Raw genomic sequence first — 13,333 nt, 5'->3', positions numbered from 1 at the left:
AGTGGTTATAGTAGCGGCGCAAGCGGTTAAACCGTTTGCGCCGTTCGCCATTCTGGACTAGCGATAAGCAAGGCTTATGGATATTACTGTTGCTGTCGACGCCATGGGCGGTGACCATGGCACGCACGTTACCGTGCCCGCCGCACTGCGGTTTCTGGACGACCATCCCGATGTCAGCATCGTTCTGGTGGGCATGCCGGACGCCATCGAGGCAGAGCTTAAAGCCAGCCACCGTACTGTCGGCCCGCGCCTGCGCATCCAGGCGGCCACCGAAGTGGTCACCATGGACGAGTCGCCGCAATCGGCGCTCAAAAACAAAAAGAATTCCTCCATGCGCGTCGCCATCAATATGGTGAAAGCGGGTGAAGCCCACGCGTGTGTCTCGGCCGGTAACACCGGTGCCCTGATGGCTACCGCACGCTTTGTGCTCAAGACCATCAAAGGCATCGATCGTCCGGCTATCGCCAAAATGCTGCCCACGCGCAAGAACACCTGGACGTGTGTGCTTGATCTGGGCGCCAACGTGGATTGCACGCCGCAACATCTGGTGCAGTTTGCGATCATGGGGGCCATGCTGGTGTCCGCCACCCAGCAAAAAAGCCGTCCGCAAGTCGGCTTGCTGAATATTGGCGAAGAAGAAATCAAAGGCAATGAGGTGGTCAAGGAAGCGGCCGAGCTGCTGCGCCAGTCCAACCTCAACTTCTACGGCAACGTAGAAGGCAACGATATTTATAGCGGTGTGGTCGATGTGATCGCCTGTGATGGCTTTACCGGCAACGTGGCGCTGAAAACGTCCGAAGGTCTGGCCAAGATGATCGCCGAGCAATTGCGCGAAGAATTCCAGCGCAACTGGTGGAGTATGGCGCTGGCGGGCCTGGCCTGGCCCGTGCTGTCGCGCTTTAAAAAGCGCGTCGACCCCCGTCGCTACAACGGCGCATCGCTGTTGGGTTTGAATGGCATTGTGGTAAAAAGCCACGGCGGCGCAGACCGCATGGGCTTCTACTGGGCATTAAAACAGGCCGTAAACGAAGCGAGTGCGGGCGTAACCCAGCGTATTGCAGAACAAGTACAACAAGAGCTGGCGCTGCTGGGCGCTATGCCGGTAGCCGCTGCGGCGGCTTCTGATTCCCAGATATCCTGATCCATGCGGCCGCGTTGCGGCTGGCAGGAGGACTCCTATGTATTCGCGCATTGCTGGCACGGGCTCATACCTGCCAGAACGTATTCTAAGCAACGCAGAGCTGGCCACCCGCGTCGACACCAGTGACGAATGGATTGCCTCGCGCACCGGTATCCGCCAGCGGCATATCGCCGCCGACGGCCAGACCACGTCGGACATGGCGCTGATTGCCGCAAACCGCGCCATCGAAGCGGCCGGTATCGACAAATCCGAGATCGACCTGATCATCGTGGCCACCACCACGCCCGACAATGTGTTTCCGTCGACGGCGTGCATTCTGCAAGACAAGCTTGAACTGCATGGCTTTCCCGCATTTGACGTGCAAGCCGTGTGCGCCGGCTTTATCTATGCACTGGCCACCGCTGACAATTTTGTTAAAGGCGGCAGCGCCAAATGCGCCTTGGTGATCGGTGCGGAAACGCTGTCCAACATCACCGACTGGAACGACCGTGGCACCTGCATTCTGTTTGGTGACGGCGCAGGCGCGGTGGTGCTGAAAGCCAGCGAAGAGCCGGGCATTCTGCAGACCAGACTGCATGCTGACGGCCGTTATCGCCATATCCTCAAAACCGAAGGCCGCATGAAGGCCGGCGGTCTGGATGGCAGCCCGTATATCTATATGGAAGGCAACGCCGTCTTCAAATTTGCAGTGCGTGCTTTGGCCGATGTGGCCGAAGAGACGCTGGCCGCGGCGGGCATGCAACAATCGCAAGTGGACTGGCTGGTGCCGCATCAAGCCAATCTGCGCATTATCGAATCGACCGCCAAACATCTGGGCCTGCCGATGGATCAGGTGATTGTGACGGTGGATAAACATGGCAATACCTCGGCCGCGTCGATTCCGTTGGCGCTGGACGAAGGCGTACGCTCCGGGCGGATACAACGTGGCCAGACGCTGTTGCTGGAAGGCATTGGCGGCGGGTTTGCGTGGGGCTCGGCACTGCTCAAGTACTGATCAAAACGGCGCACTTCGCGCCGTTTTTTTTAAAACGATCATTTGAAAATGACAAGCGATGTGGCCTTGGGCCGCATCGGACAGGAGAAGACCATGAAACTGGCATTTGTTTTCCCCGGCCAAGGCTCGCAATCCGTCGGCATGATGAATGCCTGGGCCGACGTTCCGGTGGTCAAGGCCACCTTCGACGAAGCCTCTGCCGTCCTTGATCTCGATTTGTGGAAGATGGTGGCAGAAGGCCCGGCTGAAGATCTGGCCGCTACCATCAACACGCAACCAATCATGCTGACCGCCGGTGTTGCCGTATGGCGCGCCTGGCTGGCCAGCGGCGGCGCCACGCCGGATGTGCTGGCGGGCCACAGCCTGGGCGAATACGCCGCGCTGGTCGCTGCCGAAGCGCTGTCGTTTGGCGACGCGCTGCAACTGGTGCGCACGCGCGCTGAAGCCATGCAGAATGCCGTCCCCGCCGGCGAAGGCGCAATGGCCGCTGTGCTGGGGCTGGATGACGTCGCTGTGGTGGCCGCATGCGCCAGCGCCGCGCAAGGTGAGGTGGTGCAAGCGGTTAACTTTAATTCGCCCGGCCAGGTGGTTATCGCTGGCGCCAAAGCGGCGGTTGAACGCGCCTGCGAAGCCGCCAAGGCGGCAGGCGCCAAGCGTGCCATGCTGCTGCCCGTGTCGGTGCCATCGCATTGCGATCTGATGCAACCGGCCGCGGAAGTGCTGCGGGCGCGTCTGGCTGCCGTAAACCTGAGCGCGCCGCGCATTCCCGTACTGCACAATGCCGATGTCGCCGCTTACAGCGAACCCGAGCGCATTCAGGACGCGTTGGTGCGCCAGCTGTATATGCCGGTTCGCTGGGTGGAAACCGTGCAACACATGGCCAACGATGGCGTGACCGTGATCGCCGAATGCGGCCCCGGCAAGGTGCTGGCGGGCCTCAACAAGCGCATCGCCACCGAAGCGCAACAATTTGCACTGACTGACCCGGCGGCGTTTGACGCACTGCGCGCTGCGCTGTAACCGGGCCGGTTGAATACAGGTAACACGGAGAAGCAAACAATGAGTCTCGAAGGAAAAGTCGCGCTGGTGACCGGCGCTTCGCGTGGCATCGGCCAGGCGATTGCGCTGGAACTGGGCCGTCTGGGCGCCACCGTGGTCGGCACCGCCACTTCGCAAGAAGGCGCGGACGCCATCACCGCCTATCTGCAAGCCGCTGGCCTCAAGGGTCACGGTCTGCGTTTGCAGGTGACTGAAGACGGCGCGTGCGAAGCGTTGGTCAGCCAGATCGAAAAAGACAGCGGCGCGATCGCCGTTCTGGTCAACAATGCCGGCATCACCCGCGATAATCTGTTGATGCGCATGAAAGATGACGAATGGGATGCCATCATGGCCACCAACCTGAAGCCGGTGTATCAGCTTTCAAAGGCGGTGATTCGTGGCATGATGAAAGCCCGTTGGGGCCGGATTGTGAATATTGCCTCTGTCGTGGGCGCAACCGGTAATCCGGGCCAGACCAACTACTCGGCGGCCAAGGCGGCACTGTTTGGTTTTACCAAATCGCTGGCGCGCGAAATCGGCAGCCGTGGCATTACCGTCAACGCGGTGGCGCCCGGTTTTATCGATACCGACATGACGCGCGGCCTGCCGGATGAGCAGAAGGCCAAACTGGTCGAAAGCATTGCGCTGGGCCGCTTGGGCGCAGCACAGGACATCGCTGACGCCGTGGCGTTTCTGTCCAGCGACAAGGCCGGGTACATTACCGGCAACACGCTGCACGTGAACGGCGGCATGTACATGAATTGATCGACACCGCCACGGGCCAGTGGCTCGTGGCGGTGCTTGCAATACGTAGTAGCAACAAACCACCCTGCAGAAGCACTCTAGAGAAAGAAAATGCGGCGCACTTGGCGACCGGCGTTTTTTTGGTAGAATGCGGACGCTTTTTTCCGAATTTTTAAAGGCTTGGCTAAACACCATGGAAAACATCGAACAGCGCGTGAAGAAAATCGTTGCCGAACAACTTGGCGTTCCGGAAACCGACGTCAAGAACGAATCTTCCTTCGTGAATGATCTCGGCGCCGACTCTCTCGACACGGTTGAGCTGGTGATGGCGCTCGAAGAAGAATTCGAATGCGAAATCCCGGACGAAGAAGCTGAAAAGATCACCACCGTTCAGCAAGCGATCGACTACGTCAGCGGTCACCTGAGCAAGTAATCGTTCCGATTCGTCACTGCTTTCAGTAATGAAAGTGGTCAGAGCGGTGCGCAAGACTCATCGCCTGCGTCGCCTTCCCGGTGCGGGGCTGGATTGACGGTTTGCCGTCAGCCCGGTCTTTATCCCAAGGAATGCCCGCGGGCAATGCGCCATTGCCACCGCTCTTGTTATATCCGGTTCGTTCTCGGAGAACATCGTGTCTAAACGTAGAGTAGTCGTGACCGGCCTTGGCCATGTATCGCCCGTCGGCAACGACGTGGCCACAGGCTGGGCCAATCTGGTTGCCGGCCAGTCGGGCATCGCCCGTATCACCCGCTTCGACGCCAGCGATTACGCTTGCCAGATCGCCGGTGAAGTCAAAGGTTTTGATATCGGCCAGTATATTTCGGCCAAAGATGCACGCCGGATGGATGTGTTTATCCATTACGGTATCGCTGCGGCGTTCCAGGCGATTGCAGATGCGGGCCTCGAAGACGTGGCCGATCTGGACAAGACGCGCGTGGGCGTCAATATCGGTTCCGGCATTGGCGGCTTGCCGCTGATCGAAGAAACCGGCGCCACTTTGCTGGCCGGTGGCCCGCGCAAGATCGGCCCGTTCTTCATTCCCGGCTCGCTGACCAACCTGATCGCCGGCCATGTGTCGATCTACAAGGGTTATCAGGGCCCCACCTACGGCATCGTTTCGGCATGTACCACCGGTGCGCATTGCATCGGCGACGCCGCACGCATGATCCAGTACGGTGATGCCGACGTCATGGTAGCGGGCGGTGCGGAAGGCGCGATTACCGGTCTGGGCATCGGCGGCTTTGCCTCGATGAAAGCCTTGTCCACGCGCAATGATGACCCGGCCACGTCTTCGCGGCCGTGGGATAAAGGCCGTGATGGCTTTGTGATGGGCGAAGGCGCTGGCGTGCTGGTGCTGGAAGACTATGACCATGCCGTCAAGCGCGGCGCAAAAATCTATGCCGAGCTGGTTGGCTTTGGCATGAGCTCCGACGCGCACCACATCACTGCCCCGAGCAGCGAAGGCCCGGCGCGTGGCGTGACCAATGCGTTGCGCGATGCCGGTCTTAACGTCGACCAGGTGGATTATGTGAATGCACACGGCACTTCCACGCCGTTGGGCGACGCCAATGAAACCACCGCGCTGAAGCTGGCGTTTGGTGATCATGCCAAAAAGCTGGTGGTAAACTCCACCAAGTCCATGACCGGCCACTTGCTGGGCGGCGCGGGCGGGGTAGAGGCGGTGTATTCGGTACTGGCGCTGCACAACCAGATTGCGCCTCCGACCATCAATATCTTCGAGCAGGATATCGAAGGCGGTTGCGATCTGGATTACGTGGCTAACACCGCGCGCGATATGAAGATCGATGTTGCGATCTCTAACTCGTTCGGCTTTGGCGGCACCAACGGCACGCTGGTATTCAAGCGCTTCGCGTAATCGCGATGCCGCTGAGCGCAGGCTCAAAAAGACGCCCCGATGGCTTAGGCCTCGGGGCGTTTTGTTTTGTCTCGTGTAGCACCTCACTGCGGGTACTGGAGGACGGTAGGTGCTTGGCTAGCCGAGCGCTTCAGCTAGAATGCCGCCATGTCGCTACTACCCACTTTCCATACGCAGGCGCTTAATACGCCGCCCGATCTGCTGGCCATCCACGCCAGCGATCCCGACCGGTTTCCGATGCTGCTGCAATCCAGCGGCCAGACAGGCTGGGATGTGCTGTTGGCGCTGCCTGAGCACACGCGCTATTACGCCCAGTCCGAAGCTGCGGCGTTTCTGCAAGACCTGGCCAATCTGCCGTGCCATGATGAGTTATCCGCGCCGCTGCCATTTATAGGCGGTTGGGGTGTCTATGCCGCCTACGAGCTGGCGCATACGTTTGAGCCCAGCGTCCCGCTGCGTGCGAGCGATGACGTGCCGCTGGCCGCACTGTGGCGTTGCCCGGCCGCCATCTTGCATGACCGCGCGCATGGCCAGGCGTTGCTGCTGGCGGAGACGGCTGAACAATTGGCCGAACTGGCGCAAGCCGTCGTCACCGTGCCCGCATTCACGCCCACAGAACTGGTCGTCACCGATGTGCAGGAAGATGACCCGCAGGCATTTCTGGACGGCGCGGCGCGCTGCAAACGTTATATCGAAGACGGCGATGTGTTTCAGGTCAATCTGTCGCGCGCTTGGGATATCCAGGTCGAAGCGGCCAGCCCCAGCGATGTCTACGCGCGTTTGCGCCAGGCTAACCCCGCGCCGTTCTCCGCGTTGTGCCGCCTTGGCGCGTACGACGTGGTCAGCTCATCACCCGAACGGCTGGTGCAGGTGCGCGATGGGGTTATCCAGACGCGCCCCATTGCCGGCACGCATCCGCGCTCGACCGATCCCGCCGAAGACGCTGAGCTGAAAGCCATGCTGCTGGCCACGCTGAAAGAGCGCGCTGAACACATCATGCTGGTCGATCTGGAACGCAATGATCTGGGCCGTGTGGCGGTGCCGGGCACGGTGGAAGTGGATGAGCTGATGGCCGTGGCCAGCTATGCCTACGTGCATCACATCGAATCAAATATCCGCGCGCGGTTACAGCCGCGGACCAATCCCGCGCAAGTGCTGCGCGCCTTGTTTCCTGGCGGCACCATCACCGGTTGCCCCAAAGTGCGCTGCATGCAGATTATCCGCGAGCTGGAACAGCGCCCGCGCCATGCCTATACCGGCAGCCTGGGGTATATCAGCCGCGACGGCAGCATGGACCTGAACATCCTGATTCGCACGTTCTTGCAGCGCGATCAGCATTTATATGTGCGCGCGGGCGCGGGCATCGTGGCGGATTCCGACCCCGCGCGCGAATTGCAAGAAACACGGCACAAAGCGCGCGGCTTGTTGCGCGCGCTGGGGCTGGCGGGATGAGCATGCTGGCGCGCATCAACGGCGTGGCGGCAACGCACATTGCGCTAACGGATCGCGGTTTGCAGTTTGGCGATGGCGTGTTTCGCACGCTGCGCATTGATGACGGCCGCATCGCCTTCTGGCAACGCCATAGCGACAAGCTGGCGCAGGACGCTTTGGCCTTGGGCATTACGCCACCGCCCGCGCAATTCTGGCTGGATGAAATCGCCGCGCTGGGTTTGCGCGACGCCACGCTCAAATTGATCATTACGCGCGGCAACACGCCACGCGGCTACGCCTGGCCCGCCGATCTGTCCGCCAATTGCATCGTGCAGGCCCATGCCGGGCCGGCACACCGCGCCGATCCTGCGGGATTAAAACTGTGCGTATGCCAGACGCCTGCCACCTGGCAGCCGCGGCTGGCGGGCATCAAACATTTAAATCGTCTCGAAAATGTATTGGCGCGGGCGGAAATTGCGGCTGCCGGTTGCGACGAAGGTGTGTTGCTGGATCGCGATGGCGCGGTGGTGGAGGGCTGCATGAGCAACATTCTGCTGTTGCTGCATGATCAGCACGGCCCTGCCTTGATCACGCCGCCGCTCCACGACAGCGGTGTGGCGGGTGTGATGCGCAGCGTGGCTATCGATGCGGCAGCGCAATTGGGCTGGGCGATACGCCTACAAGAAATCCGGCTGCCCGACGTGCTGGCGGCGGCACAAGTCTGGCTTAGCAACAGTTTGCTGGGCGTCCAGTATGTCAGCGGAGTCGGACGGCAAATATGGACGCCTACGGTGCACCACGCTGCGCTGCAGCAGTCGGTGCGGGCCTTGCTAAGTAAGGAATGGCACCAATTATTGAGTTAGCCGCCGCGCAAGCAACATGGATTTTCATGCGGACAAAAGGCGTAAAAAAGCGGCTGATCGGCGCTTACGGCACTTAAAGTAACGGATGAGGCGACGAACGGCAGGGAAGGCGGCAACGCGAGCTATAGCTTGAACCGCAGCGTTTCGACGTTTTTGTATGCTGTCGTTCAACTTGCAGCAAGCTGGAATCCGGTTAAGATCAACAACTGTGATTGCTCGCCGCAACGGCCGTCGGGCCGTTTTTTGTCAGACATATCCTGCAAGCGTGGCGGCAGCATACCGACTTACTTTGAAAGAGTTACGGGGCATGATCGGCACCCGTTCTCTGGCAACGCCAAGACGGACAAGCACCGAGATGAGCGCGCAGCAATACCGCGCGCACAAACGAAAAAGGCCGCTTGCGCGGCCTGACTCGTTTGGTTCCTGGCGGAAAGGGAGGGATTCGAACCCTCGATGAAGCGTAGCCCCATACTGGATTTCGAGTCCAGCGCATTCGACCACTCTGCCACCTTTCCGTAAGGAGAGCGGATCATATCGGGTTCACCGGACTTTGCCAAGTACTAACGTTTGTCTCTCGACAACATTGTTGGCAAAATGCCGGTTCCTCATCGATCTGGAGTCGCATGAAACGCTGGTTGATCTCATTGGCCGCAGTGGCGCTAGTCGGGTGTGGGGGCATGAACGAACAACAGCCCACCGTCGCCCCACAGCTTGCGTCATGGAGCGAATCGAAAGAGCTGGTTGTGCTGGTACAAAACGGCCCGACCTCGCTTTATATCGATGCCGAGGGTAACTATGCCGGTTTGGAATACGACCTGGTAACAAGATTTGCCCAATCCAATGGTCTGAAGGTGCGCTTTGTGGTGGAAAGCAGTTATTCCAACCTGATGCGCCGCCTGCAACGCCATGAAGCCCACCTGGCTGTCGGTGTACATGCTGATGAACATGTGGCTTCTGTGTCGTTCGGACCGTCCTATCAATCGGTTTCTCCGGTGCTCGTTTATCGATCGAGCCTGACTGAGAGCGCTGCCCTGGCAAAGCTCTACAGTGGTGAAGCCAGTCTGCGTACCCTGCCGCAATATGTGGCGGCTCTGAATCAGCAACAGAAGAGCCATCCCGCACTGAAGTGGCAAGTCGACGAAGACACCGACAGCGAAGGCTTGATGCAAGCCGTTGCCAGCGGTCAACTGGATTACGCACTGGTTGATTCGCATGCGGCCGATGTCGCGCAAAATTATTTTCCGCAGGTAGCGGCTACGGATGGCATCAGCGATCCGCAAGCGCTGGCGTGGGCCATGACCAATGGCGATACGCAGCTGCAAGGGCTGGTTAAACAGTTCTTTGGCACCATCACGGCGGATGGCACGCTCAACCGGTATATGGACCGCTATTACGGCCACGTAAACCGGCTGGATCAGCTGGACGCGCAAGCGTTTTTAAGCCGGCGTTCCAGTGTGTTGCCCGAGTTCAAGCACTGGTTTCAACAGGCGCAAGACAAAACGGGTATCGACTGGCGTCTGGTGGCGGCCCTGGCTTATCAGGAATCGCACTGGGATCCGACCGCGGTGTCGCCGTATGGCGTGCGCGGTTTGATGATGCTGACCACGCAAACCGCACAACGGATGGGCGTGGACCGGCTGGACCCCAAGCAAAGCATCATGGGTGGGGCGCGTTATATCTCCACCATGCGTGACAGCATTGCTGCGACGATTGCCGAGCCGGATCGCACCTGGCTGGCGCTGGCTGCGTACAACGTGGGCCTGGGCCATCTGGAGGACGCGCGTGAACTGGCGCGCAAACTGAAGAAAAACCCGGATAGCTGGGCCGACGTCAAAACCACGTTGCCGCTGTTGCGCAATCCGAAGTACTTCAGCCAGACCCGCTATGGCTATGCGCGTGGCGGGGAGCCGGTGATTTTTGTTGAATCGCTGCGTACGTATTACGACATCCTGGCGCGCTTTGAGCCGTCGACGGCCCTGGCGGCCGACACGAGCCCGGCGTTGTCCAGTGATATCGAAGTGCGCAATCCGAAGAACCTGCGGCTGGGCATCAACAACCAGTTGCAACCTGCCAAAGCCGACAAGGCTGGCAAGGCGCCGCTGGCCCGCGTAGCCAGTACCGCCGCCAAACTGCAGGTAGCGATGGCGCACTAAACGCCATCCACGCTGCCCGCACCACAAAGCCCGCTGTTGCGGGCTTTGTTTCGTCTGGCGCAAGCGTGCGCACGGGACATCGGCAAGGGCTTTTTTGCGCTGTGCCGCGCAGCCGGTACAATAGCCGGCTTGATGCTTGCAGAGAGTCTTATCGTGACTGTTCGTACCCGTTTTGCCCCCAGCCCCACCGGCCTGCTTCATATCGGTGGCGTGCGCACCGCGCTGTTCTCGTGGGCCCATGCCCGCAAACACGACGGCGTGTTTGTGCTGCGCATCGAAGACACCGATCTGGAGCGCTCCACGCCCGAATCGGTCCAGGCCATTCTGGACGGCATGCACTGGGTCGGCCTTGATTACGATGAAGGCCCGTTCTATCAAATGCAGCGCATGGACCGGTACAAAGCGGTGATCGGCCAGATGCTGCAATCGGGCGAAGCATATTACTGCTACTGCAGCAAAGAAGAACTCGAAACCATGCGCGCCGAACAGGAAGCGCGTGGCGAAAAACCGCGTTACGACCGCCGCTGGCGTCCCGAAGACGGCAAAACCCTGCCGACGCCGCCCGCGGACGTCAAACCGGTGGTGCGTTTCCGTAACCCCATTGATGGCGTAGTGGCCTGGGACGACCAGGTGAAAGGTCGCATCGAAATCAGCAATACCGAACTCGATGATCTGATCATCGCGCGCCCCGACGGCACACCCACGTACAACTTCTGCGTGGTGGTGGATGACTGGGATATGCAGATTACGCACGTGATCCGCGGCGATGACCACGTCAATAACACGCCGCGCCAGATCAATATTTTCAAGGCGCTGGGCGCAACGCTGCCGCTGTTTGCGCATTTGCCGATGATCCATAACGACCAAGGTCAAAAGCTGTCCAAACGGCGCGATGCCGTCAGCGTGGTGGACTACGACAAGGCCGGCTTTCTGCCCGAAGCGCTGCTCAACTACCTGGCGCGTCTGGGTTGGGGCCACGGCGATGATGAATTCTTTACGCTGGCGCAGTTTGTTGAATGGTTTGACCTGAAAGACGTCAGCCCCAGCCCCAGTCGCTTTGATCGCGAAAAGCTGCTGTGGCTGAACGCCCAACATATCAAGGCGGCCGAGCCAGCACGTCTGGCCGAGCGCGTGCAGCAATTTCTGGCCGACAAGGGCGTGGATACCAGCACCGGCCCCGATCTGGCCGCCGTGTGCACGCTGCTGAAAGACCGTTCGCAAACCCTGGTGGAAATGGCCGACCAGGCGGAATACTTCTACCGCGCCCTGGTGCCGACCACCGAAATCGTCGAAAAGCATCTGGGACCAGAAGACGAAGCACGCCTGGGGCTGTTTGCCGAAGGCGCCGCCACTCTGGCCGAATGGGATCAGCCCACGCTGAGCCAATACATCAAGGACTTCGTCAAAGCCCAAGGCGTGAAGATGCCGCTGGTTGGCATGCCACTGCGCGCCAAGGTACTCGGTACCACCTCCACGCCGTCGGTGGATGCCGTGCTGGCGCTGCTGGGCCGCGATGAAGTGCTGAAACGTCTGGCCGCCTGAGCGCAAACATGGCCGATCTCGCCCACCTCAGCCTCAAGCAGAAAATCGGCCAGTTGCTGATGGTGGGCTTTGACGGCTTGCGCGCCAATGCGCACATCGAAACGCTGCTGCGTGATCATCACGTCGGCGGCGTGATCCTGTTTCGCCGCAATGTAGATACGCCGGTACAAGTGGCCGCGCTGAACCGCCAGCTCCAGCAGATCAATGCCGAGCACAGTCAGATTCCGCTGTTGATTGGCGTCGATCAGGAAGGCGGCATGGTGGCGCGCGTGGAGGAGGGCGTCACGCCGTTGCCTTCCGCCATGGCATTTCGCGCTGCGGGCTCGGTGGACGCCTGCGAAACCTTGACGCGTTATGCCAATGCCGAGCTCCATGCGCTCGGCTTCAATATCAATTTCGCCCCCGACCTCGACGTGAATAACAACCCGCGCAATCCGGTGATCGGCGTGCGCGCTTTTGGCGATAACCCCGGCGATGTCATCGAATACGGCATGGCCGCGCTGCGCGGTATTCAGGCTGCGGGCATGGCGGCGACGGCCAAGCATTTTCCTGGTCACGGCGATACCGATGTCGATTCGCACCTCGGTTTGCCGCGCGTGCCGCATGCCCGCGCCCGGCTGGATGCGATCGAACTCGCGCCGTTTCGCGCCGCGATTGCCGCTGGCGTCGATACATTTATGTCGTCGCACGTGGTGTTCCCGGCGTTTGAGGCCGATGTTGATACGCCTGCCACGATGTCGCATGCCGTCCTGACGGGCTTGCTGCGCCAGCAACTGGGCTTCGAAGGCGTGGTGTTTACCGATTGCATGGAGATGGACGCCATCGCCAAAGGCGTCGGCACCGTCGCGGGTGCGGTAGCGGCGTTTAAAGCGGGTGCCGACATCGTGCTGGTTTCGCACACGCAGGCGCTCCAGCAAGGCGCGCTGGCGGCGCTGGAACACGCGGTGACCACCGGCGAAATCAGCGAGGCGCAAATCGATCAATCCGTCGCCCGCGTGCTGGCCCTGAAGGCGAAACGCGCGATGGCGCAATGGAATACGCTCAATACGGACCTGCTGCCGCTGATGCTGCGGCAACCGGCTGCAGTGGCGTTGTCCGAACAAGTACATGCACAGGCCGTCACGCTGGCGGGTCGCTGCGCGCCGCTGCAACCGGCATTGTCGGTGCTGCTGATTACGCTGGAGGTGCGCATGCGCTCCGAGATTGACGAAGTCGCGCGCCGCACGGACACGCTGGCTGCGCCACTGCGCGCGCTGGGCTATACGGTTGAAGAAGTCCGTTTACCCGCGTCGCCCGAAATTGTCGATCTGGAACGCGTGCAACGCCTGGCCGATGCCGCCGCGCAGGTCGTCTGCGTCAGTTACAACGCCGTGCTGAACCCGGCGCAGCAGCGCTTGATTGCGTTATTGCCCACGCAGCGCTTGTGGCTGATCGCGGGACGCTTGCCCTACGATCTCGATCTGGCCCCCGGCGCCGCAGGCCGCATGACCGCATATGCCAATCGGCCCGCAGCGCTGCAGGCGGTTGCGCAACGTTTGCGGGCCCCCTGAAGC

At 60.6% G+C, this 13,333-nt stretch carries 11 protein-coding genes and 1 tRNA gene; 11 read left to right on the top strand and 1 reads right to left on the bottom strand.

From position 1 onward, the window contains the following. Positions 1 to 76: 76 nt before the first annotated feature. From plsX to pabC, 8 genes are all read left to right on the top strand, one after another. A complete protein-coding gene (gene plsX, locus WG78_RS09170) occupies positions 77 to 1,141 on the top strand; it encodes a phosphate acyltransferase PlsX (protein ID WP_053937511.1) in 1,065 nt (354 codons plus the stop codon). A gap of 37 nt (positions 1,142 to 1,178) precedes the next feature. Beyond that, positions 1,179 to 2,135, top strand: coding sequence for a beta-ketoacyl-ACP synthase III (locus WG78_RS09165; protein WP_053937510.1), 957 nt, complete (start codon positions 1,179 to 1,181; stop codon positions 2,133 to 2,135). 93 nt (positions 2,136 to 2,228) lie between these two features. Beyond that, entirely contained in the window at positions 2,229 to 3,155 is a 927-nt protein-coding gene (gene fabD, locus WG78_RS09160) for an ACP S-malonyltransferase (protein WP_053937686.1), read from the top strand. A 39-nt stretch (positions 3,156 to 3,194) separates the two neighbouring features. Then, positions 3,195 to 3,938, top strand: a complete 744-nt coding sequence (fabG, locus tag WG78_RS09155) for a 3-oxoacyl-ACP reductase FabG (RefSeq protein ID WP_053937509.1) — start codon at positions 3,195 to 3,197, stop codon at positions 3,936 to 3,938. A 172-nt stretch (positions 3,939 to 4,110) separates the two neighbouring features. Beyond that, the gene (gene acpP, locus WG78_RS09150) at positions 4,111 to 4,350 is read left to right on the top strand and encodes an acyl carrier protein (protein WP_053937685.1); all 240 of its coding nucleotides are present in this window, start codon (positions 4,111 to 4,113) and stop codon (positions 4,348 to 4,350) included. Between the two features lie 196 nt (positions 4,351 to 4,546). Beyond that, positions 4,547 to 5,791, top strand: coding sequence for a beta-ketoacyl-ACP synthase II (gene fabF / locus WG78_RS09145; protein WP_053937508.1), 1,245 nt, complete (start codon positions 4,547 to 4,549; stop codon positions 5,789 to 5,791). Positions 5,792 to 5,938: 147 nt separating this feature from the next. Continuing rightward, positions 5,939 to 7,243: an aminodeoxychorismate synthase component I gene (locus WG78_RS09140; protein WP_053937507.1), complete on the top strand. Its 1,305-nt coding sequence runs from the start codon at positions 5,939 to 5,941 to the stop codon at positions 7,241 to 7,243. Then, positions 7,240 to 8,085 carry an aminodeoxychorismate lyase gene (pabC, locus tag WG78_RS09135; protein WP_053937506.1) on the top strand — a complete coding sequence of 282 codons (846 nt, stop codon included), beginning with the start codon at positions 7,240 to 7,242 and terminating at the stop codon, positions 8,083 to 8,085. The genes WG78_RS09140 and pabC overlap by 4 nt, the downstream gene beginning before the upstream one ends. Before the next feature lie 424 nt (positions 8,086 to 8,509). On the opposite strand, the gene WG78_RS09130 is transcribed toward pabC, so the two are convergent. Then, positions 8,510 to 8,600: transfer RNA gene (locus WG78_RS09130), tRNA-Ser, on the bottom strand. 108 nt (positions 8,601 to 8,708) lie between these two features. Between WG78_RS09130 and mltF the strand changes: the two genes are divergently transcribed. The 3 genes from mltF (at position 8,709) to nagZ (ending at position 13,330) form a co-directional block, all read left to right on the top strand. Then, positions 8,709 to 10,238, top strand: a complete 1,530-nt coding sequence (gene mltF, locus WG78_RS09125; protein ID WP_083458878.1) for a membrane-bound lytic murein transglycosylase MltF — start codon at positions 8,709 to 8,711, stop codon at positions 10,236 to 10,238. Positions 10,239 to 10,370: 132 nt separating this feature from the next. Next, a complete protein-coding gene (gene gltX, locus WG78_RS09120; protein ID WP_053937684.1) occupies positions 10,371 to 11,780 on the top strand; it encodes a glutamate--tRNA ligase in 1,410 nt (469 codons plus the stop codon). Between the two features lie 8 nt (positions 11,781 to 11,788). Continuing rightward, a complete protein-coding gene (gene nagZ / locus WG78_RS09115; RefSeq protein WP_053937504.1) occupies positions 11,789 to 13,330 on the top strand; it encodes a beta-N-acetylhexosaminidase in 1,542 nt (513 codons plus the stop codon). The last annotated feature ends 3 nt before the right edge of the window (positions 13,331 to 13,333 follow it).

The sequence above is a fragment of the Amantichitinum ursilacus genome (assembly GCF_001294205.1).
Taxonomy (GTDB): Bacteria; Pseudomonadota; Gammaproteobacteria; order Burkholderiales; family Chitinibacteraceae; genus Amantichitinum; species Amantichitinum ursilacus.
The sequence above is the reverse complement of the archived record's forward strand: the minus strand, read 5'-3'. Positions and strand labels throughout refer to the sequence as shown.